The sequence below is a fragment of the Leifsonia aquatica genome, from assembly GCF_014190775.1.
Taxonomy (GTDB): Bacteria; Actinomycetota; Actinomycetes; order Actinomycetales; family Microbacteriaceae; genus Leifsonia; species Leifsonia aquatica.
Map to the genome: position 1 here is coordinate 472,334 of NZ_JACHVP010000001.1, position 21,167 is coordinate 493,500.

Sequence of the window (21,167 nt, forward strand, 5' to 3'; positions counted from 1 at the left end):
GAGGCACTGATGCAACCTCCCTCGCACCGGTCGAGCGGCCTACCGTGGATGCCATGACCTTCGATCTGACACTCAACAACGGCGTCGTCATGCCCGCCCTCGGGCTGGGCGTCTTCCAGAGCCCGCCGGCGGAGACCAGCGCGGCCGTCGAGACCGCCCTCTCGGTCGGCTACCGCCACATCGACACCGCCGCTGCGTACCTGAACGAGCGCGAAGTGGGGGAGGGGATCCGCCGCTCGGGCCTCGACCGCTCCGACGTCTTCATCGAGACCAAGGTGTGGGTGACCGACTACGGCCGCGACGAGACGCTGCACGCGTTCGAGAAGGCGACCGGCAAGCTCGGTGTCGACCAGCTCGACCTGGTCATCCTGCACCAGCCCGTCCCGAGCCGGTTCGAGACGACCATCGCCGCCTACCAGGCGCTCGAGACGCTGCTCGCCGACGGCCGCGTGCGTGCGATCGGCGTGAGCAACTTCACGCCCGCGCACCTCGACCGGCTGCTCGCCGAGACGGAGGTCGTGCCCGCCGTCAACCAGGTGGAGCTGCACCCCTACTTCTCGCAGCCGGACGTACGCCAGGCCGACGAGCAGCACGGCATCGTCACCCAGGCGTGGTCGCCGATCGGCGGCATCACCTTCTACCCCGGCTGGGGCGACAAGCGGCGCAGCGTCATGGACGACCCGGAGCTCGCCGCGATCGGCGCCGACCACGGCAAGAGCGCGGCGCAGGTCATGCTGCGGTGGCATCTGCAGGAGGGGCGCTCCGCCATCCCCAAGTCGACGAACCCCGAGCGGATCGCGCAGAACTTCGACGTCTTCGACTTCGAGCTCTCCGGCGACGAGCTGGCCCGCATCGACGCGCTGGACACCGGCGTGCGCAGCGGCCCCGACCCGGACGTCCTCCGCGAGGAGCTCTTCCAGCGCGTCATCCCGGAGGCCTGAGGCCCGGGCTGCGGACCGCCGGAACTCCGGCGGTCCGGAGCGTGAGCCTCGATTTCGCCGGAGTTCCGGTCAGATGAGCGGCGGGTCGGCGCCGGTGTCCGGAGTTCCGGAGACCGGCCGCAGGCGCAGGCTCGGGCGCCGTCAGCTCAGGATGCGTCGTTCCAAGACCAGATGTCGTCACCGCGCAGGGTGGCGTCGGCTCCGCCGTCGTCGTAGATCACCTGGCCGGCCATGTGCGTGTTCTCCACGCTGGTGAGCCAGATCAGGAGGTTGGCGATCGACTCCGGAGGCTGGTGGTAGTTGAGCGGCATCGGCACGGACGCGTCCACCATCGCGGCGCCCTCCGGTGTCGCGAGCAGGTCGGCCGTCATCGGGGTGACCACCGTGCCGGGAGCGACCGCGTTGAGCGGGATGCCGGAACCGGCCCATGCCTCGGAGATCGACTCGCGCCGCACCCAGCGGGCGAGCGCGCGCTTCGACGACGGGTAGACGATGTAGCCCGTCATCGGGTCGTCGGTCACGTAGGCCTGGGCGATCTCGAGGGCGCGCGGCTCGTCGCCGGCGAGTGCGGCCTCCACCATCTCGGCGGAGTTCGGCTGCAGCGACGCCATCGACGAGACGACCGCGGCGCGCGGGGCGTCGGACTCCCGGAGCGCCGGGAGCAGCGCCTCCAGCAGCTCGGTGACGCCGAAGTAGTTGACCGAGATGGTCTTGGCGATCGGGGCGGAGATGCCGGCGCAGGCGATCACGGCGTCGATGCGGCCTCCGGCGAGGGCGATCACAGCCTTGGCAGCCTCGGAGCGGCCGGTGCGGGTGGAGAGGTCGGCCTCGACCTCGGCGCCGCGCAGGTCGACGCCGATGACCTTCTCTCCGCGTTCGCGGAGCAGGGCGGCCGTGGTGGCGCCGATGCCCGACGCGGATCCGGTGACGACGTAGGTGCGTGTCATGTCATGTCCTTTCTACGGGTGAACATTATTGACAGACTACGCCAAAAAAGGGTACGCAGTGCTAAGGTCGCCGCCGTGACCGATTCCGCCGACCGCACGCCCGCCTCCCGTGGCCGGGGCCGCCCGTCCGTGGTCGACCACGACGCCGTCGCCGAGGCCGCCATCCTGCTCTGGACCGAGCGCGGCTACGAGCAGACCACCTGGCGCGACCTCGCCGAGGCGACCGGCGTCAGCGAGCGCACGCTGCTCCGGCACTTCCAGACCCGCGCCGCCATCGCCTGGACGGGCGTGGATGCGGCGCGCGAACGGCTCGCCGCCGCGCTCGCCGCGGCCGTTCCCGAGGAGCCGCTCGCCGACGTGCTGCGCCACGCCGTCGTGAACTCGGTCTCGCACGACTCGGTGCGCCGCCTCGGCTCCCAGTGGGCCACCCTCGTCTCCACCGAGCCGGAGCTCGCGGCCTTCGGGCAGCGCAGCAACCTCCCGTGGACCGCCGACCTCGCCGACTACATCGCCGGTCGCGTGCCGGAGGCGCCCCGCGCCGTCGCCAACGCGGTGGCCGCCGCCTACGAGGCCGCGAGCCGCTCGGCCCTCATCGACTGGGCCGCGGGAGACGCGGGCGACCCCGCCGACGCGGTGGATGCCGCGTTGCGCTGGCTCCGCGTCACCACGCCGTGAGCATCCTCGCGCGCTGAGCATCGCCCACGACATTCGTGCCGAATGTCGTGAAAGACGCGCCCGAAGTCGACATTCGGCACGAATGTCGGCGCGCTACTTGCGGCGGTCGTTGGTCCCGTACAGCGCCACCGCGATCAGCAGCGGCTGGAACGCGAGCCGGATCAGCCGCTTGCGGTCGGTGTCGAGGCCGAACGCGCTGCGGTGGTGCTGCCACTGCGACACGTTGCCGGGGAACACGGCGGCGAAGAACGCCGCGGCGATCCAGCCGACGGTGCTCCGGCTGGCGAGTCCCTTCCGCTGCGGGGTGACGGCGAGCGCGGTCCCGAGCGCGATCTCGACGACGCCGGAGGCGAGCACGGTCGTGTCCGCGTCGAGCGGGACGAAGTCCGGCACCTGGGCCTGGAAGTCCTTGCGGGCGAAGGTGAGGTGGCTCACCCCGGCGAAGACCAGGCCGGCCCCGAGGAGGATGCGGGCGGTGGTGCGGGCGGCGCTCATGCGGCCGCGTTCTGGGCGGCGGAGGCGGCGGAGGTGGTGGAGGTGGTGGAGGCGCGGGAGGCGGAGCTGCGTCGAGTCATACCCCGATGCAACGCCTTCCGTGCGTTCTCTGCAAGCGGACAGGATCACGGGCGTGCTCCCGGAATATCCTCCCGCCGGTTTCGTTGAACTTGAGTGCACATCACTCAACTTTAGAAACAGGAGATCACGTGCCCGAGAACTTCACTCCGGAGAGCGGCGGAAACGGCTCGTTCGACGAGTTCCTGGCCCGCTACCTCGCGGGTGAGCGTGCGCGCGCCGCGCGCTCGATCGACATCAGCCGGTTCTTGAGCCGGCGCACGCAGGAGATCCTCGCCGAGGCGGGCCGCTTCGCTCTGGAGCACGGCCACCGCGAGCTGGACGCCCTGCACATCCTGCGCGTCATGGCGGGCGAGGAGCCGGCCGCCGACGCGATGCGCGGCATCGGGGTCGACCCGGCACGCGTCGTGCTCGCGGCCGAGCAGCGCCTCCCTGCGTCGGGCGAGATGGTGGATGCGGACGCCGCCTCCATCACGACCTCCGCCCAGCGCGCCCTCTTCCACGCGTACCAGGTCGCCCGTGCCTCCGGATCGACGTACATCGACCCCGAGCACCTCTTCTTCGCGCTCGTGATCGGCCAGGACGCCCCCGCCGGGCAGGTCCTGCAGGCCGCCGGCGTGACCGCGGACGCCCTCACCAACGCCATGCGCCAGACCGCCACGGTCGGCGCCGGCGGGATGGGCGAGCCCGAGGCCGCCGAGGACGAGTCCGACACCCCAATGCTCGACCGTTTCGGCACCGACCTGACCGAGCTCGCCCGCGAGGGCCGGCTCGACCCGGTCGTCGGCCGGCTCGACGAGATCGAGCAGACCATCGAGATCCTCTCCCGCCGCACCAAGAACAACCCGGTGCTGGTCGGCGAGGCCGGCGTCGGCAAGACCGCGATCGTGGAGGGCCTGGCCCGCGCGATCGTCGCCGGCGACGTCCCCGAGCAGCTGCAGGACAAGAAGGTCGTCACGCTCGACCTGGCCGGGATGGTCGCGGGCACCCGCTACCGCGGCGACTTCGAGGAGCGCCTCACCGCGCTCATGGACGAGATCAGCGCGGGGACCGACGAGCTGATCGTCTTCATCGACGAGCTGCACACCGTGGTCGGCGCCGGAGGCTCCGGAGAGTCCGGCGGCATGGACGCGGGCAACATCCTGAAGCCCCGCCTGGCGCGCGGCGACCTGCACCTGGTCGGCGCGACGACGCTCAAGGAGTACCGCCGCATCGAGAAGGACCCGGCGCTCGAGCGCCGCTTCCAGCCGGTGACCGTCGGCGAGCCCAGCGTCGAGGACGCGGTGCTCATCCTGCAGGGCCTGCGCGGCGCCTACGAGGAGCACCACGGCGTGCGTTACACGGACGACGCCCTGCGCGCCGCCGTCGAGCTCTCCGACCGGTACGTCTCCGACCGCTTCCTGCCCGACAAGGCCATCGACCTGATCGACCAGGCCGGCGCGCGACTGCGCCTGTCGCTGGGCAAGCGGGTGGATGCGTCCGAGCTGATGCAGAAGCTCGCGACCCTGGAGTCCGAGAAGAACTCCGCCGTCGCCGGCGAGCACTACGAGGAGGCGTCGCGCCTGCGCGACGAGATCGAGACCGTCCAGCACTCCCTCGACGAGCTCGGCCGCGCCCCGCGGCCCGACGCGGTCGTGGGCGAGCCCGAGATCGCGGGCATCGTCTCCCGCGCCACCGGCATCCCGGTGTCGCGCATCGGCGATGCCGACCGCGAGCGCCTGGCCCGGCTGGAGGCCGAGCTGCACGAGCGGGTCATCGGCCAGGAGGACGCGGTCACCGCGGTCGCCAAGGCCGTGCGTCGCAACCGCACCGGGCTCGGCGACGAGCGCCGCCCCGTCGGCAGCTTCCTCTTCCTCGGACCCACTGGCGTCGGCAAGACCGAGCTGGCGAAGTCCCTGGCCGGGTCGCTCTTCGGCGACGAGAAGGCCATGCTCCGCTTCGACATGAGCGAGTTCGGCGAGCGCCACACGGTCGCCCGCCTGGTCGGCGCCCCTCCCGGGTACGTCGGCTACGACGAGGCCGGCCAGCTCACCGAGCGCGTGCGCCGCAACCCGTACTCGGTCGTGCTGTTCGACGAGATCGAGAAGGCCCACCCCGACGTCTTCAACCTGCTGCTGCAGGTCCTCGACGACGGACGCCTGACCGACGGTCAGGGCCGCACGGTCGACTTCCGCAACACGGTCGTCATCATGACCTCCAACCTCGGGTCGGAGTTCCTCGCCTCCCGCAGCGGAGCCCTCGGCTTCGTCGCACCGGGCGCGGACGGCTTCTCCTCTGAGAAGGACCTGCGCGACCGCGTCATGGGCAAGCTGCGCGAGGCGATGCGGCCCGAGTTCCTCAACCGCATCGACGAGATCGTGCTCTTCCGCAAGCTGGACGCGGAGCAGCTGCGGTCGATCGTGCGCCTGCTGCTGACCGCCACCGAGCACCGCCTGGCCTCCCGCGGCATCGCGTTCGAGACCACCGAGGCGGCCGTCGAGTGGATCGCCGACGCGGGCTACGAGCCCGAGTACGGCGCCCGCCCGCTGCGCCGCGTCATCCAGCGCGAGGTGGACGACCGCGTGGCCGACCTGATGGTCACCGGCGAGGTCGCCGAGGGTGGCACCGTGGTGGTGGATGCCGTGGAGGGCGAGCTGCGCGTGAGCGCGCGGGCCGTCTTCGCCGCGGCCGCCTGATCCGGACTCCCGCACCCCGCACCCCGCACCAAACGAATAGTCACAACACGCCGCGTCCGCTTCTGCGGGCGCGGCGTGTTGCGTCTGATGGATGGCTACGCCGACTCCCGCACGACCACGCGGGAACCCGTGGTCGGCTCCGCGACCGGCTCCAGGCCGATCGCGACCCGCGCCGCGTGCGCGCCGAGCCGCTCCGCCTCCACGTGCACCGTGGTCAGCGCGGGCGCCCACAGCGCCCCGTACTCGCTGTCGCCGAAGCCGATCACCGCGAGGTCGCCGGGGGCGGCCAGCCCGAGCGTCGGCAGCGCCGAGAGGATGGCGAGCGCCGTCTCGTCGTCGACGGCCGCGATGGCCGTGACCTCGGGATGCCGCTGCCGCAGCTCCGCGATCGCGCGGGCCGTGGAGTCGCGGTCGCTCCCGGTCGTGACGACTCCGGCCGCGGTGAGGCCGAGACGCGCGGCCGCCTGCCCGAGGTGCGGTAGCCGGTCGTGCGGAACGTCGGAGTGCGGACCCGGCGCCCCGAACGCGACCACCGCGTGCCCGCGGTCGCGCAGGTGCGCGAGCTGGGTGAGCGCGTGCGACGCCAGCCCGTAGACCCAGCCGCCCTCGGGAGCTGCCGGGTTCACGTGCCGGAACGGTCCGGAGATGTCGACGACGGCGCGCGGCGAGACCGCCGCGATCGCCGACTGCAGCGCGCGGTCGTGGGTGCCGTGCTGCACCAGGAGGCTGTGGTCGTGGGCGGCGAGCTCCGTGCTCATCCCGAGGATGAAGCCCTCCAGGATCGGGCCGCCGCGCCGTGCGCCCACGTCGAGGAGCACGACGCGCGACGTGCCCTCGCGCAGAGCCCGCGCGACTCCGTGCGGCACGTAACCCAGGGCGCGCGCCGCCTCCCGCACCCGCTCCTGCGTCTCGGGCCGGATCACCTGGCCAGGCGTGCGGTTGAGCACGAAGCTGACCGTCGCGGGGGAGACGCCGCTCGCCCGCGCGACCTCCTTGATCGTCACGCTCACGGGCCGATCCTAACGTGCACTAATTCGATTTAGTAACTACGGTTACCAGAACCGATCGAAGGAGCATGCAGTGAAATCCATCCGAGTCACCGGTGTCGACACCAACGAGTGGGTCGACATCGAGAAGCCGACCGCGGGACCCGCCGACGTCCTGCTCGCGATCAAGGCGTGCGGGATCTGCGGCTCCGATGCCATGTACTCGCACTTCGGCGGCATCCCGCCCCGGCAGGGTGCGACCCCGCTCGGGCACGAGCCGGCCGCCGAGGTCGTCGAGGTCGGAGCCGACGTTCAGGGCATCAGCGTCGGCGACCACGTCGTCATCGACACGATGGCCTTCACCGACGGGCTCCTCGGCTCGGGCGGCGAGCAGGGCGCCCTCTCGGAGTTCGTCCTGGTCCGGGATGCGGTGCTCGGCCGCCAGCTGCGCGTGATCCCGAAGGACATCCCGTGGGACGTCGCCGCGCTCAACGAGCCGATGGCCGTCGCCTATCACGCCGTCAACCGCACCGCCCCGCAGGACGGCGACAAAGTCGTCATCTTCGGCGCCGGCCCCATCGGTCTGGGCGCTCTGCTCGGCTACCGCCGCCGCGGCGCGTCGCACATCGTGGTGGTCGACATCCTCCCCACCCGCCTGGAGAAGGCGCTCGAGATCGGCGCCGACGCCGTGATCAACTCCGCCGAGGAGGACCTCGCCGCGCGCCTCGTCGAACTGCACGGCGACGCCGCCACCGCCATGGTTCGTGGCGTCCGCCCCGGCACCGACATCTACCTCGACGCCGCCGGTGTCGGCTCCATCCCGCAGGCCGTGGCCGGCTTCGCCAAGCACGGTGCGACGCTCGGCATCGTCGCCGTGCACAAGCGCCCGGTCGAGCTCGACTTCGGCGGCATCCTGCCGACCGAGCTGACGATCGTCTGGTCGATGGGCTACCCGACCGAGATCTTCGAGGTCACCGACGACATCATCGAGAACTGGCAGAAGTACGCGCTGATCATCAGCGACCGCCTGCCGTTCGAGAAGGCCCTCGACGCCCTCGCGCTGGCGGCGACGCCCGGTGCGGCCGACAAGGTGACGGTCGTCTTCGACTGAGGCGGGGCGGGGTGGAGGGAGACCGCTTCCTGTACATCTCCAAACCTCCCTTCACCTCGCACCGACCGATTCCACAGGCCGGGTTGGAAGCGTAGACGGGTGTCTACTCCCGATCCGAACCGTCCGCCGCTGATCGACCGCATCCTGGCGCCGGTCCAGCGGCTCGAGCCGCGCATGCCGCGCACCCGGGGCCGCGCGATCTGGCAGTTCCTGGGCTTCACGCTCGTCGCGGCCGTGCTCAGCTCGCTCTTCGTTCTTCCGGGTTTCCTGGGAACGGGCGTCGCAGCGGCCGCGGGCATCTCCGACTTCAACGCGCTGCCCGCGAACCTTCAGATCCAGCAGTTCGCGCAGAACTCGACCGTGTACGCGAAGCAGGGCGGCCAGGACGTGCCGATCGCCACGTTCTACGCGCAGAACCGGCAGGACGTGACCTGGGACGCGGTCTCGCAGAACGTGAAGGACGCGGTGGTCGCGGCCGAGGACCCGCGGTTCTACTCCGAGGGCGCGGTGGATGTGCTGGGCACCGTGCGCGGTGCGCTGGCGACCGTGGTGGGCGGCGACGTGCAGGGCGGCTCGTCGATCACCCAGCAGTACGTCAAGAACGTCGAGGTCGAGAAGTGCGAAGCGCTGACCGACGCGAAGAAGGTGCAGGCCTGCTACGACGACGCGGCCGGGCAGACCCTCCAGCGCAAGGTGCAGGAGATGCGCTACGCGGTGGGGCTGGAGAAGAAGTACAGCAAGAAGGACATCCTGATGGGGTACCTGAACGTCGTCGGGTTCGGCGGTCAGGTGTACGGCATCCAGTCGGCTGCGCACTACTACTTCGGCGTCGACGCGAACAACCTGACGCTGGCGCAGGCCGCGACGCTGGTCGCGATCGTCAACAACCCGTCCAACCTCCGCATCGACGAGCCCGACAGCAAGACCAACGGCGCAGCGAACGGATACAAGCTGACGAAGGCGCGGCGCGACTACGTGCTCGACCGGATGTACGTGAACCACAAGATCACGGCGGCCGACCGCGACGCGGCGAAGAAGACGCCCGTCACGCCGACCGTGACGCCCACGACCTCGGGATGCGCGGCCGCGCAGCAGTACAACGCCGCGTTCTTCTGCGACTACGTGCGCGACACCATCCTGAACGACCCCGCCTACGGCGCGACCAGCGACGACCGCTGGGCGACCCTCAACCGCGGCGGCCTCAAGATCTACACGACGCTGAACCTCGACCTCCAATCGGTCGCGCAGCAGTCGCTGAGCAACTACATCCCCGCGTCGAAGGCCGGCATCGACCTGGGCGCGTCCAACGTCTCGGTCGAGCTCGGCACCGGCCGCATCGTCACGATGGTGCAGAACCGCGCCTTCAACAACACGGACCAACCCGTCGACGGCACGACGGCGGTGAACTACAACACCGACGAGGCGTACGGAGGCTCGTCGGGCTTCCAGACGGGCTCCACGTTCAAGGCGTTCGACCTGGCGGCGTGGCTGGAGGCCGGGCACAGCCTGTACGAGAGCGTGAACGCCTCGCAGCACACGTTCCCGATGTCCGACTTCACGAGCACCTGCGGCGACATCTCCGGACCGTCCTGGCAGGTCGCGAACGACGAGGGGTCGGCGAGCCGGCTCTCCGTGATGTCGGCGACGGCGGAGTCGGTGAACACGGCCTTCGCGATGATGGCGACGAAGGTCGACCTCTGCTCCATCCTGAACGCGGCGAAGGCTCTCGGCATCCACACCGCGGCCACCGGCGGCACGCTGAACTCGTACCCGTCGATGATCCTCGGCACCAACGAGGTCGCGCCGCTCACCATGGCGACGGCATACGCGGGCATCGCGAACAACGGCACCGTGTGCACGCCCATCGCGATCGACAAGGTCCTCAACGCCGACGGCAGCGCGCACAAGGTGAGCGCCAGCACGTGCACGCAGGGGTTGGACAAGAACGTCGCCGCGGGCGTCACCTACGCCCTGCAGGGCGTGATGACCGACGGCACCGCCACCAGCGCCAACCCCTGGGACGGCACGCCGGTCATGGGCAAGACGGGCACCACCGACGACTCGCTGCAGAACTGGCTGATCACCTCCACCACCAAGGTCGCGCAGGCGACATGGGTGGGCAACGTCTCGGGTCAGACGCCGCTGCGCAGCCTCAGCTTCAACGGCGTCGGCGGAGGCGACGTGAAGTTCTCGATCGTGAAGCCCATCCAGAAGGCCCTGGACCAGGTCTACGGCGGCGACGACTTCACGGACCCGCAGGATTCCTCGCTCTACGGCAATCGGGTCACCGTCCCGGATGTCGCCGGCAAGACCCCGGATCAGGCCCAGAAGCTGCTGGAGGCCCTCGGCCTCGACGTCACGATCGACCAGACGCCGGTCGCGAGCGGCCAGCCCGCCGGAACCGCCGCGGGCACCGACCCCGCGGCCGGGTCGGCGGTCGAGGGAGGCGCGAGCGTCACCATCCAGCTGAGCAGCGGTCAGGCCTCCACGACGCCGACGCCCGGCACGGGAGGGGGATCGACGAGTCAGCCGACCGCGAGCCCGGGAACGGGGAACGGCAACGGGAACGGCAACAACGGCACCGGCGCGGGGAACGACGACGGCAACGGGAACGGCGGCGGCTGACCGACCCGCCCGGCCGGGCCCGCGGTCAGCGGAGGGCGAGCTCCGAGATGATCGCCCGCAGCGCCTCCTCGTCGTCCGCGATGGTGGTCACACGCTGCGGCGCGGCCAGGAGCTCGCGGGTGGCGGCGTCCGCGTTCGGGACGCTGCCGAGCGCCTCGGCGATCGTCTCGGGGAACTTCTGCGGCTTCGCCGTCTCGAGGACGAGCATCGGCACGCCCGGCTCGATGTGCTCGCGCGCGACCTTCACGCCGTCCGCGGTGTGCGGGTCCAGGGTGACACCGCAGCGCTCGGAGACGGCGCGGATCGTGGCCAGCCGGTCGGCGTGGGTGCTCGTCCCGCTCACGATCCCGAATTCGGCGCCGAACCGGTCGAGCTCGGAGGTCAGGTCGAACTCGTCCCGGGCGTCCAGCTCCTGCCACGCGGCTGCGGTCTGCTCGGCCGAGCGGCCGAGCAGGTCGAAAACGAACCGTTCGAGGTTGGAGGCCCGCGAGACGTCCATCGAGGGGCTCGACGTCACGAAGGTGCGGGCGGCGGGCCGCGGGCGGTAGTGGCCACTGCGGAAGAAGTCGTCGAGCACGTTGTTCTCGTTCGTGGCGAGCACGAGCTTGCGCACGGGCAGCCCCATGCTGCGGGCGTAGTGCCCCGAGAGGATGTTGCCGAAGTTGCCGGACGGCACCGCGAACGACACCTCGAAGCCCGTGCGCTCGGCCTCGGGGAGCGCGTCGGTGATCCGCAGCCACGCCCAGATGTAATAGGCGATCTGCGCCGAGATGCGGCCGAAGTTGATCGAGTTGACGGCGCCGATGCGGTGCTCGCGCTTGAACGCGCCGTCCTCGGCGATGCGCTTCACGAGGCGCTGGCAGTCGTCGAACGTGCCGTCGACGACGATGTTGTGCACGTTGTCGTCGAGCAGCGAGTACATCTGGGCGCGCTGGAAGATGCTCATGCGTCCCTGCGGCGAGAGCATGAACACGGAGAGCCGGTCCCGGCCCCGCAGCGCGTACTCGGCGGCCGAGCCGGTGTCGCCGGAGGTGGCGCCGAGGATGTTGAGGACCTCGCCGCTCTGACCGAGCACGAAGTCGAGTGCCTCACCGAGGAACCGCATCGCCATGTCCTTGAAGGCGAGCGTCGGCCCTTCGGAGAGGCCGACCAGCGTGATCCCGTCGTCGAGCGCGTGGAGGGGGACGACCTCCTGCGACGCGAAGGCCTCGGGACGGTACGCCGCGTGGCAGAGCCGGCTGAGGTCGTCGCGGGGGATGTCCGTCGCGAACAGCCCGATCACCTCGGTGGCGAGATCGGCGTAGTCTAGCGGACGCCACTGCTCCAGCACGGCGGCAGTGAGCTGCGGCAGCTCCTCGGGAACCGCGAGCCCGCCGTCGGGAGCGAGCCCTTCGACGAGGATGTCGCAATACGATCCGAGCCGGCCGCCGCGTGTGGAGATGTACTGCACGTGTCGTTCCCTCGTCCTTCGAGTGTGGATGTGTTTTCAGCCTAGGCGACGCGGCTACGCGGCCGTGGCAGCGACGGCGCTCTCGCCGAGCCAGGCGGCCAGGACCGCGCGGCGCAGTACGTTCGCGCGCTCGGCGAACCCGCGCTGACGGCGTACGTACTCGGCCTTGCCCTCGGGCGTCTCGATCGCGACGGGCTCGGCACCCCAGGGCCGCATGTCGTACGGCGACGCCTGCATGTCGAGCAGGCGGATGTCGCGGGCCAGCTCGAACGCGTCGAGCAGCAGCTCGCCCGGCACGAGCGGGCCGAGCTTCATCGCCCACTTGTAGACGTCCATCCCCGCGTGGAGGCAGCCGGGCTGCTCCAGCTCGGGCTGCGTCTCGCGGGTGGGCGCGAAGCGGTTGCGCGGCACGGCGTCGGGGGTGAAGAAGCGGAACGCGTCGATGTGGGTGCAGCGCAGGTCGTGCGCCTCCACGACCTCGTCGGTGCCCCGGCCGCCGAGGCGCAGCGGGACCTCGTGGCGCGTCTCGTCCTGTCGGTAGACCATGGCCCACTCGTGCAGCCCGAAGCAGCCGAACTGGCCGGGCCGCGCGGCGGTGGAGCGGAGGATGCGCTCGATCCCGCGCAGCAGCGACGTCTTCTCGGCCTCGAACGCGGCGCGGTCCACCACGAGGGAGCCCTGGGTCGTGCCGGGGGCGTACCAGCGCCAGGAGGCGCGCGGATCGCCCGCGGCCTCCGCCAGTTCGACGCCCGGCCCGGGATGCCACCGGCGCAGCACGCGCGGCGCGTACGAGTAGTAGGTGAAGAGGAAGTCCTCGACCGGGTGCTTCTCGCCCCGCCCCGCGCGCTCGCGATGCCCGGCCGTGAGCGCGTCGGCGCGGGCGGCGTGGGCCGCCTCGCGGGCGCGCCAGTCGGCGGGGTCGAGCAGTGTGGTCACCCCTCGAGGATAGGCCAGGCGGGCGACGACGGATCAGGCGAGCGACTCCAGCGGGTTCGCGGCCAGCTTCGCGCGCACGCCGCCGAGCACCAGGCGGTGCGCCTGGGTGTCGGGCTTGCGTTCGGCCTGGTCGGCGACACCCGCGCCGAACTCGGCGGCCAGGTCGAGCCTCGGGTAGGCGGCCACGACCTCCCGGCGCAGGTCGAGCGGGAGGTCGTCGGCCCGCGCACCCGAGATGTCGAGCCCCGTGGCGGTCTCGAGCAGGTAGCCCTCCTCGTCGACCGCGGGGTCGACCGCGGGCCAGTTGTGCCGCACGATCACCTCGTGCGCGCGGGTGCGACGGCCTGGCTCCCAGCCCGCGCCGGCCGTGAGCGCGACGGCGACGTGGCCGCCGGCGTCCTCGTACGAGAGCGCGACGTTGTCGAACTCCGGCACGATGCCGATGTCGTGGAGCAGGGCCGAGACGTAGAGGAGCTCGTGGTCGATGCCGTCGCGCCCTTCCAGCTGCGCGAACGCCTCCGCCCACAGCCACGACCGCACGACGTGGTTGAGCAGCGCGGGGGAGTGGTAGGCGGCGGCGAGCTCGCGGGCGGCGCGCGCGGCCTGCGTGTCGGGTGCGGCGGGCAGATCGGAGAGCAGCATCCCCCCATCCTGCCCGTCCCCGCCCCATCCCTCGACCCATCCCTCCGCCGAGTGGTCGAAAAGTACGGGTTGTGTCCGGTCACAGCGTGATTTTGTGACCACTCGGCGGCCCGCGGGGGAGGGAGCGGGAGGGGCGCGGGGTCAGTCGCGAGTTGGGTCGAGCACGGCGATGCCGACGGGCGGGGCGGAGGCGGCCGCGGGCAGCAGCAGCGCGGCCTCCGCGAGGCCGACGCGCGAGCCGACCAGCGACTCGGGCGACACCGCGCCGGAGGCGACGAGGTCGAGCATTCCGGCGTAGTCGGCGGCGGCCATCCCGTGGCTGCCCAGCACGTCGAGCTCCCAGCCGATCACGCGGTCCAGGGGCAGCACCGGTCCGCCGCCGGGCAGCAGCCCGATCTGCACGTGCCGTCCGCGCCGGCGCAGCGAGTGGAGGGCCGCCCCGGCCGTCGCGGGCGAGCCCACGGCGTCGACGGAGACGTGCGCTCCGCCTCCCGTGAGCTCGGCGATCGCCGCGGGAGCCCCGTCGCCTGCCTCAAGGGTGTGCTCGGCGCCGAATCTCCTGGCCAGCTCGAGTGCGGCCGGTGAACGGTCCACGGCGATCGGCCGCGCACCCAGGGCGGCGGCGATCATCACGGCGCTGAGCCCGACGCCGCCCGCGCCATAGACGGCGATCCACTCGCCGGGCTGGATGCGCGCCCGCGCCGTGACGGCCCGGTAGGCCGTCGCGAACCGGCAGCCGAGACTCGCCGCCGCGGCGTCGTCGATGTCGTCCGGGAGGGCGACCAGGTTGAGGTCGGCAGCACGCACCGCCACCAGCTCGGCGTGCGAGCCCCAGTGCGTGAAGCCGGGCTGCGTCTGGTCGGGGCACACCTGCGCCTGACCGCTGCGGCACCACTCGCACCGCCCGCAGCCGTTGACGAACGGCGCCGTCACCCGGTCACCCGGCCGCCACCGCTCCACGCCCGCGCCGACGGACTCCACCACACCGGCGAACTCGTGCCCGGGCACCTGCGGCAGGTGGACGGTGTCGTCGTGCCCCGCCCAGGCGTGCCAGTCGCTGCGGCAGAGACCGGACGCCGCGACGCGCACGATCGCACCGCCGTCCGGGGCGACGGGATCGGCGACCTCCGCCACCCGGACCGGTCCGGCGAACGTGTCGTACAGCAGTGCTCTCATGGGGCTCCCGGAGTCAGCGCCGCACGGCGCGGCAGGCGAGGTGGACGGCGAGGCGGGTCTCCGGGTCGCCGAGGTCGAGTCCGAGCAGCTCCTGTGCGCGGGCGACCCGGGTGGAGACGGTGTTGCGGTGGAGGCCGAGGGCGTCGGCGGTCGCGGCGATGCCGGACTCGTGGTCGAGGTAGGCCGTGAGCGTCTCGATCAGCTCGGGCCCGCGGGCGATCAGCGGCGCGAGCAGGGACTCCGCGGCCGGCACGAAGGTGTCGCTCTCGGTCCAGGAGAGCAGGAGCTGCTCCAGGCCGAGCGCGTCGATGCGCACGAAGTGGCCGGTCGCGGAGCGGTCGGCGGCGATGCGCGCGGCGTCCGCGGCACCGTCGATGGTCGCGACCAGTCCGGCCGACCCGCTCTCCAGCGTGCCGACGCCGGTCGCGACGTTGAACACGCGGCGGGCGGCCGTGTGCAGGGCGTGCAGGGCGCGCACGTTCTCCTCCACCCGGCTCGGCGCGGGAGGCGCGGTGAAGCTGAGCCAGCCGCTCACCCCGCGCCCGCTCGTCGCCGCGTGGGAGTCGACCGGCAGCGCGGTCAGCTCGCGGGTGACGAAGCGGAGCAGCTGGAGGGTGTCGACGCGCGAGCGGCCGATCAGGCGGAACCCGAGGTGGTAGCCGCTGGTGCGCCAGCCGCGCTCGACCATCCGCTGCTCGAGCTCCGCGTCGCGGCTGTCGCGCAGCTCCAGGAAGTCGCGCAGCAGGCCGGACGACACGGATGCGTCGTTGACGTCGGCGACCTCGTCGATGAGGATGCGCGCCGCGACCGCGGGCATGGCCACCTCGGCGGCGACCGCCAGGGCGCTGAGCTGCTGCTGTCCGAGCCCGCCCCCGAAGACGGCCAGCCGCAGTCCGGCACGGCTCGGGGAGTCCACGCGCACGGATGCCGCAGCGCCCTCGGGCAGCGAGACGGTGTCGACCCAGGGCGCGAAGTCGATCGCGGCGTGGACCGTCGCGGGCAGGGTCTCGCCGGCCTCCAGGAGCACGCCTTCGCTGTCGATCAGGGCGACGCCGTGCCCGACGCTCGCCGAGAGGTGGCGCAGCAGATCGGCGAGGTTGTCGGCGTGGTACTCGATGGACTGCGCGACCCGGCGCACGTAGCCGAGGGTGAGCGCGTCCCGGCCCTCCAGCAGCTCCCAGCCCGCACGAGCGAGCGCCATCGGCTCCGCGGCGTCGAGCAGGGCGAGGCCGAGGCGTTCTGCGAGCGAACGGGTGCCGGGGCCGAACGCCTCCGCGCCGGGCAGCGCCAGCCCGCGGTAGCCGTGGTCGCGCACGCGGCGCACGAGGGCGTCCTGCTGCCACGGCGTCGCGGGAGGGGCGACGGTGAGCACGGCGAGGGCGCCTCCTCCGTCCGCAGCGAGTTCGGACTCGGTCGACGCGACGACCAGCTCCCGCCACACGACGGAGGGATCGGCGGCGGCGATCGGGCGCAGTCCGCCGTTCGCGGGATGCGCGAAGAGCGCGGCGAGGTCGAGCTGGTCGTTCACGCGGCCACCTCCAGACCGGTCAGACCGAAACCGGCGGGCGTCACGTGGCGCAGGCGATCGGGCGACGCCGTCCACCACTCGGGAGCCGGGAGGGCGAGCACCGTCACGTGTCGCGCCAGTGTGACGCCGTCCACCTGCAGGATGTCGCGGGAGATGGAGTCGAGGGCCACGATGATCTCGGGGCTCGCGGCCGTGGTCTCGCCGTCGCGCACCACGGCCAGCAGCTCGGAGCGCGCGACGAGCCGCAGCAGCGCACCGTCGTCGCCGTCGAGCTGGATGGCGCTGACGTACGGGTCGTCCGGCAGCGGCACGACGGCGCTCACCCGTCCCGAGCCGAGCAGCCGGCCTCCCGTCGCCGCAGCCAGCTCGTGCGGAGAGAGGGAGCGGTCGGCGGCGGCGTCGCCGAGGGCGAGCGCCCGCTCGAACGTCCCCAGGACGGCGTGCTCGGCCAGGTCGCCGACGGTGAAGCCCGCGACGAGCACCGCGCCGCCTCCACCGGCCTGCACGATGGCGGAGCGCACCTGGCTCTCGACGTCGGCGGGGCGCTGCGTGTCGATCACCACGACCCCGCCTCCCGTGTCGCACACCGCGACGACGCCGGGGAGGGCGTCGACCAGCAGCGAGACCTGGTCCAGACGGGGGAGGGCGCGGCCCATCAGATCGGCGTCGACCAGGGGGAGCCGGTCGGCCAGCAGCAGCGGGGTCAGCCCGTTCATCCCGGCGCCTTCGAGGGCGCACACGGCGGCGGCGCGGACTCCGGTCCAGCGCTCCGCGGCGGCGACCAGGGGAGCGAAGACATCGGCGCCCGGGAGGCGCTCGGCGAGCAGGTACGTGGAGCCGGCGAACGCCACCGCCACGCACGGGGTCGCGGGATCGAACTCGGCGGGGGTGCGCGGGGTGATCGGCCAGGCGGGCGCGTCCTGCACCATCAGCTCGAGCATCGTCGTGCCGCCGCCTCCGCCCGAGCCGAGCAGCGAGAACCCCCTGGCGAGCGCGGGCAGGCGCTCCGGCCCGAGGGTTCTCATGCCCTCCAGGGTAGGCGGTGCGGGCGCCCGCCTGCGCGAGCGCCCGCGAGCCGTGGTGCTGCTCAGACCAGCGCCGAGGTCTCGACCGGGACGAACTCCTCGGTCAGCCCGAACGCGCGCGGACCGAATGCCGCGAGCGCCTCGGGCGTGCGCATCATCTCCGGCGTGGAGATTCCGAGCACGCGCACCCGCTGGCCGTAGCGCAGGCCCTCGGTCGTGATCGGCTCGCCCGACTCGATGTCGGTGACGCAGATGAGGTCGGGCACGATCGCGACGAGCTCGCCGTCGCGCAGGGCGATGAGGTTCTCGTTCTGGAAGCGGATCTCCAGCGTCTCGGAGGCGCCCGCATCCAGCGACGAGATCGTGGCGCGGCCCTTGGCGAAGCCCTCGGTCGTGCGCCGCTCCACATCCGTCACCTTGCCGGAGAAGAGCTCGCGCACCTCCGAGTAGAGGGTCGTGGACAGGGTCTGCGCGATCGCCTCGAACGGCGAGCGGTGCTGCTCCCGCGCCTCCCGGATCGCCCTTCCCAGCGCGAGCGCCATCGAGAGCGTGCGGGGGACGGCCGTGCGCTTCACGTCCGCGCCGGTCATCGCGTACTCGGCGATGTGCCCGACGCCGCCGAGACGGATGGTCACGCCGCGCGCGAGCCACTCCATCTGCCGGTCGTCGTCGCCGGTGTCGATCACGACGGTCTCGCCGCGCTCGCCCGCGAGGGCCAGGGGGGAGCCGTGCACGCCGTAGACCGCGAACGTCTCCATCGAGAGCTCCGGGAAGGCGCGGCCCATGCCGTCCGCGTCCACCACCGGCAGGCCGGTCTCGGCCGCGACGATGAGGGGGATCATCGAGTTGATGCCGCCGCACTCGATCGGCATCGTGGCGTCGGCGGTGCGGCCGAGGTGCGCCTCCAGCGTGCGCAGCGCCAAGGTCGGCTCGGTGCCCGCGGGGATCTTCTCGATCATCACGGTCGGTGCGCCCATCTGGGCCGTGGGGATGACGAACAGGTCGTCGTCGAGCTCGTCCGGATCGAGGATGGTGATGCCGCGCTCGCCGGGACCCTTCTGATCCAGCACGCGCGCGACGAGCATCTGCCCGATGTAGGGGTCGCCGCCGCCTCCCGTGCCGAGCAGGGTGGCGCCGCGGGCGAGGTCGGGGAGGTCCGCGGCGGTCAGGGTCCAGCTCATGCGGCGGCCTCCTCGAGGGTGCGCTCGGCCGTGCCGTCGAAGCGATGCGAGGGGAGGTCGTAGCCGAAGTAGCCGGGGCCGACCATCGCCAGCGCCTCGGCGCTGTGCCAGCGCGGGTCGCTGGGCGCGGCGATCACGCGGACGCGCTGGCCGTAGCGGAGGGCTTCCGTCGTGATCGGCTCGCCGCTCTCGGCGTCGAGCACGATGATCAGGTCGGGGGTCGTCACGAAGACCTCGTCGCCCGCCTGGGCGATCAGGTGCTCGTTCTGGAACGACAGCGCGAGGGTCGAGTCGGCCGCCGAGCCCGTCGCCGTGCCCTCGATGCGGGCGCGCCCGCGGGCGAAGCCGGCCGTCGTGCCGCGCTCGACGTCCACGACCTTGCCGCCGAAGAACTCGCGGCCGCCGAGCAGCGCGACGGTCGCCGCGACCGGGTCGGCCTTGGCGGTGCGCGCCTCCGCGATGCCGGATCCGATGGCGACGCAATGCGCGAGGGAGCCGGGGACGAGCGCCTCGCGGGCGACCGTGCCGGTCATCGGGAAGCCCGAGATCATGATCGAGCAGCCCATCTCGACGCAGGCCACGCGCGCGATGCGCTCCGTCCAGTTGTTGTCGACGGTCTGCAGCACGCCGACGTTGCCCTTCTCGTCGGCGAACGCGAGCGGGGAGGCGGTGACGCCGTACAGCGTCGGGAGCACCATCTGCAGCTCGGGGAACGCGCGGCCCATGCCGTCCGCGTCGATGAGGGGGAGCCCGAGAGCAGCAGCGGCGGCGACCGGGATGGTGGAGTTCACGCCGCCGACCTCGGCGCACGCCACGTGCGTGACCGGGCGGCCGAGGTAGGTGCCGAGCGCGGCGACCGGAGCGATGACCTCGTCGAGGCTGGGCAGCTTCTCGACCATGACCGTCGGCGCGCCCATCATCGCGACGGTGAGCACCAGCGCGTCGTCCGGCACCTCGTCGAGCCCGACGACGGTGACGGGTCCGTGCTCGGCGAGCGCCTGCTTCGCCAGCAGCGAGTCGATGTAGGGGTCGCCTCCACCGCCCGTGCCCAGCACCGTGGCGCCGCGGGAGAGGTCGCCGATCGCGTCGGCGGTGAGCGTCCAGCTCATACCCGCACCTCCATCGCCAGATCGCCGACGGCCTTCACGCGGATGCGCGTGGCGTTGCCGGGCAGGTAGGGGATGGGGACCTCGTCGAAATCGACGATCGCGACCGACGAGGGGGAGGCGCCGGCCGCGATCGCCTTGTCCACCGCCTCCGCCCGAACGGCGGCGATGGCCTCGTCGCGACGGCCGGGCTCGACGGCGTACACCTTGTCGATCTCGCCCCCGACCTGTGCGATGGAGGCGCCGATCGCGTTCGCGACGGCGTAGTTCTCCGGCCGGTGCACGGCGCCGAAGATCGGCAGCTCGTCCGGCAGGAGGATGGACCCGCCGCCGACGGCGACGACGGGGATGGGATCGGGGGAGGTGCGCATCCGGTCGACGGCCTCGGCGACGCGCTCGGCGATCCGGTCGAGCACGCGCTGCACGAAGGCGGGGTCGAGGTGCGCGACCTTCGCGGGGTCGCCGACCTGCGCGCGCCCGGCGGCGACGGCGATGTCCGTCGCGGTGAGGGTCGAGCCGCCGAACACCAGCGCCTCGGTCGTCAGCCGGTAGCCGACCGACTCCGGGCCCACCTCGGCGGTCTCGGTGTCGACGATGGAGCCGCCGCCGATGCCGAGCGAGAGCACGTCCGGCATCCGGAAGTTGGTGCGGACGCCCGCCACCTTGACCTCGTTCGCCGTCTCGCGCGGGAACCCGTTGACCAGCAGGCCGATGTCGGCCGTGGTGCCGCCGATGTCGACGACGGCGCAGGTCTCGAGCCCGCTGGTGAGGGCGGCGCCGCGCATCGAGTTGGTCGGGCCGGAGGCGAACGTGGCGACGGGGTAGAGGCGCACGTAGTCCTCGTCCATCAGCGTCCCGTCGTTCTGGCTGAGGAAGATCGGCGCCTCGATGCCCTGGGCGCGTACCGCCGAGGTCAGACCGTCGACGATCTCGCTCGCCAGCTCGCGCAGCGCCGCGTTGATGATCGTGGCGTTCTCGCGCTCGAGCAGGCCGATCCGGCCGATCTCGTGCGACAGCGAGATGGCGACGTCGTCGCCGAGCTCGTCGGCCAGGATGGCGGCGGCGCGGGTCTCGACGTCGTGGTTGACCGGCGAGAAGACCGAGGAGATCGCGACCGACCGGACGCCGTGGGCGGCCATGTCGGCGGCGATGCCCTTGAGCTCTGCGACATCCAGCGGGGAGATCGGGCGTCCGTCGAACTCGTAGCCGCCGTGCGCGAGGTAGCTGCGGGCGTCGATCGCCTCGATCAGCGCCTCCGGCCAGTCCACCAGTGGCGGGAGCGCCTTGGTCGCCGGGAGGCCCAGCCGCAGAGCGGCCGTCGGCGCGAGCCGCTTCGCTTGCACGAGCGCGTTGATGAAGTGCGTCGTGCCGATCATCACCGCGTGGATCTCGGAGCCCTTGAACGAGCGCGCCTCGCGCAGCGCCTCGATGGCGCTGATGATGCCGGCGGTCACGTCCGGGCTGGTCGAGTTCTTGACGCCGGCGAGAGGGGTCCGGCCGTCCATGAGCACTGCGTCGGTGTTCGTTCCGCCGACGTCGATGCCGATATGCATGGTGTTTCGCTTTCTGCCGCGGTGACGGCGGGGTGGG

The 21,167-nt window shown here is 72.2% G+C and carries 17 protein-coding genes; 5 read left to right on the plus strand and 12 right to left on the minus strand.

Translation table 11 applies throughout. The features are described from left to right. Nucleotides 1–53: 53 nt before the first annotated feature. Nucleotides 54–941: an aldo/keto reductase gene (locus FHX33_RS02195; RefSeq protein WP_021764178.1), complete on the plus strand. Its 888-nt coding sequence runs from the start codon at nucleotides 54–56 to the stop codon at nucleotides 939–941. 146 nt (nucleotides 942–1,087) lie between these two features. Here FHX33_RS02195 and FHX33_RS02200 read toward each other — a convergent pair whose 3' ends face one another. Beyond that, nucleotides 1,088–1,888, minus strand: coding sequence for an SDR family NAD(P)-dependent oxidoreductase (locus tag FHX33_RS02200; RefSeq protein ID WP_021764177.1), 801 nt, complete (start codon nucleotides 1,886–1,888; stop codon nucleotides 1,088–1,090). Nucleotides 1,889–1,963: 75 nt separating this feature from the next. Between FHX33_RS02200 and FHX33_RS02205 the strand changes: the two genes are divergently transcribed. Next, a complete protein-coding gene (locus FHX33_RS02205; RefSeq protein WP_221209317.1) occupies nucleotides 1,964–2,563 on the plus strand; it encodes a TetR family transcriptional regulator in 600 nt (199 codons plus the stop codon). 93 nt (nucleotides 2,564–2,656) lie between these two features. Here FHX33_RS02205 and FHX33_RS02210 read toward each other — a convergent pair whose 3' ends face one another. After that, on the minus strand, nucleotides 2,657–3,058 hold the full coding sequence (locus tag FHX33_RS02210; RefSeq protein ID WP_021765648.1) for a DoxX family protein: 402 nt from the start codon (nucleotides 3,056–3,058) through the stop codon (nucleotides 2,657–2,659). Between the two features lie 209 nt (nucleotides 3,059–3,267). Here FHX33_RS02210 and FHX33_RS02215 point away from each other — a divergent pair, with 209 nt between their 5' ends. Next, complete coding sequence (locus FHX33_RS02215; protein WP_021765649.1) at nucleotides 3,268–5,811, plus strand: ATP-dependent Clp protease ATP-binding subunit; 2,544 nt, start codon at nucleotides 3,268–3,270, stop codon at nucleotides 5,809–5,811. Between the two features lie 95 nt (nucleotides 5,812–5,906). On the opposite strand, the gene FHX33_RS02220 is transcribed toward FHX33_RS02215, so the two are convergent. Continuing rightward, the gene (locus tag FHX33_RS02220) at nucleotides 5,907–6,821 is read right to left on the minus strand and encodes a substrate-binding domain-containing protein (RefSeq protein WP_221209318.1); all 915 of its coding nucleotides are present in this window, start codon (nucleotides 6,819–6,821) and stop codon (nucleotides 5,907–5,909) included. Between the two features lie 70 nt (nucleotides 6,822–6,891). Here FHX33_RS02220 and FHX33_RS02225 point away from each other — a divergent pair, with 70 nt between their 5' ends. Together FHX33_RS02225 and FHX33_RS02230 are read left to right on the plus strand one after the other, a co-directional pair. Beyond that, nucleotides 6,892–7,908, plus strand: coding sequence for a butanediol dehydrogenase (locus FHX33_RS02225; RefSeq protein WP_021760990.1), 1,017 nt, complete (start codon nucleotides 6,892–6,894; stop codon nucleotides 7,906–7,908). 99 nt (nucleotides 7,909–8,007) lie between these two features. After that, entirely contained in the window at nucleotides 8,008–10,533 is a 2,526-nt protein-coding gene (locus tag FHX33_RS02230; protein ID WP_039921585.1) for a penicillin-binding protein, read from the plus strand. A 25-nt stretch (nucleotides 10,534–10,558) separates the two neighbouring features. Here FHX33_RS02230 and thrC read toward each other — a convergent pair whose 3' ends face one another. The 9 genes from thrC to FHX33_RS02275 all read right to left on the minus strand — a co-directional run bounded on the left by thrC (nucleotide 10,559) and on the right by FHX33_RS02275 (nucleotide 21,130). Beyond that, on the minus strand, nucleotides 10,559–11,983 hold the full coding sequence (thrC, locus tag FHX33_RS02235) for a threonine synthase (protein WP_021760985.1): 1,425 nt from the start codon (nucleotides 11,981–11,983) through the stop codon (nucleotides 10,559–10,561). 54 nt (nucleotides 11,984–12,037) lie between these two features. Continuing rightward, the gene (locus FHX33_RS02240) at nucleotides 12,038–12,919 is read right to left on the minus strand and encodes a 3-methyladenine DNA glycosylase (RefSeq protein WP_183428114.1); all 882 of its coding nucleotides are present in this window, start codon (nucleotides 12,917–12,919) and stop codon (nucleotides 12,038–12,040) included. A 33-nt stretch (nucleotides 12,920–12,952) separates the two neighbouring features. Next, nucleotides 12,953–13,561, minus strand: coding sequence for an HD domain-containing protein (locus FHX33_RS02245; RefSeq protein WP_183428115.1), 609 nt, complete (start codon nucleotides 13,559–13,561; stop codon nucleotides 12,953–12,955). A gap of 141 nt (nucleotides 13,562–13,702) precedes the next feature. Then, complete coding sequence (locus FHX33_RS02250) at nucleotides 13,703–14,737, minus strand: zinc-binding dehydrogenase (RefSeq protein WP_183428116.1); 1,035 nt, start codon at nucleotides 14,735–14,737, stop codon at nucleotides 13,703–13,705. A gap of 13 nt (nucleotides 14,738–14,750) precedes the next feature. Then, entirely contained in the window at nucleotides 14,751–16,265 is a 1,515-nt protein-coding gene (locus tag FHX33_RS02255) for a helix-turn-helix domain-containing protein (RefSeq protein WP_183428117.1), read from the minus strand. Continuing rightward, entirely contained in the window at nucleotides 16,262–17,290 is a 1,029-nt protein-coding gene (locus FHX33_RS02260; RefSeq protein WP_021758071.1) for an S-methyl thiohydantoin desulfurase domain-containing protein, read from the minus strand. The genes FHX33_RS02255 and FHX33_RS02260 overlap by 4 nt, the downstream gene beginning before the upstream one ends. 62 nt (nucleotides 17,291–17,352) lie before the next feature. Next, complete coding sequence (locus tag FHX33_RS02265; protein ID WP_021758072.1) at nucleotides 17,353–18,471, minus strand: DUF917 domain-containing protein; 1,119 nt, start codon at nucleotides 18,469–18,471, stop codon at nucleotides 17,353–17,355. Beyond that, on the minus strand, nucleotides 18,468–19,580 hold the full coding sequence (locus FHX33_RS02270) for a DUF917 domain-containing protein (protein ID WP_183428118.1): 1,113 nt from the start codon (nucleotides 19,578–19,580) through the stop codon (nucleotides 18,468–18,470). The genes FHX33_RS02265 and FHX33_RS02270 overlap by 4 nt, the downstream gene beginning before the upstream one ends. After that, the gene (locus tag FHX33_RS02275; RefSeq protein ID WP_021764640.1) at nucleotides 19,577–21,130 is read right to left on the minus strand and encodes a hydantoinase/oxoprolinase N-terminal domain-containing protein; all 1,554 of its coding nucleotides are present in this window, start codon (nucleotides 21,128–21,130) and stop codon (nucleotides 19,577–19,579) included. The genes FHX33_RS02270 and FHX33_RS02275 overlap by 4 nt, the downstream gene beginning before the upstream one ends. Between the last annotated feature and the right edge of the window lie 37 nt (nucleotides 21,131–21,167).

Excerpts from the sequence above, each read along its gene's own strand:
- FHX33_RS02250 (WP_183428116.1), bottom strand. The coding sequence starts at position 14,737 with ATGAGAGCACTGCTGTACGACACGTTCGCCGGACCGGTCCGGGTGGCG.
- FHX33_RS02245 (WP_183428115.1), bottom strand. The coding sequence starts at position 13,561 with ATGCTGCTCTCCGATCTGCCCGCCGCACCCGACACGCAGGCCGCGCGC.
- FHX33_RS02260 (WP_021758071.1), bottom strand. The coding sequence starts at position 17,290 with ATGAGAACCCTCGGGCCGGAGCGCCTGCCCGCGCTCGCCAGGGGGTTC.
- FHX33_RS02265 (WP_021758072.1), bottom strand. The coding sequence starts at position 18,471 with ATGAGCTGGACCCTGACCGCCGCGGACCTCCCCGACCTCGCCCGCGGC.
- FHX33_RS02195 (WP_021764178.1), top strand. The coding sequence starts at position 54 with ATGACCTTCGATCTGACACTCAACAACGGCGTCGTCATGCCCGCCCTC.
- FHX33_RS02200 (WP_021764177.1), bottom strand. The coding sequence starts at position 1,888 with ATGACACGCACCTACGTCGTCACCGGATCCGCGTCGGGCATCGGCGCC.
- FHX33_RS02275 (WP_021764640.1), bottom strand. The coding sequence starts at position 21,130 with ATGCATATCGGCATCGACGTCGGCGGAACGAACACCGACGCAGTGCTC.
- FHX33_RS02210 (WP_021765648.1), bottom strand. The coding sequence starts at position 3,058 with ATGAGCGCCGCCCGCACCACCGCCCGCATCCTCCTCGGGGCCGGCCTG.
- FHX33_RS02270 (WP_183428118.1), bottom strand. The coding sequence starts at position 19,580 with ATGAGCTGGACGCTCACCGCCGACGCGATCGGCGACCTCTCCCGCGGC.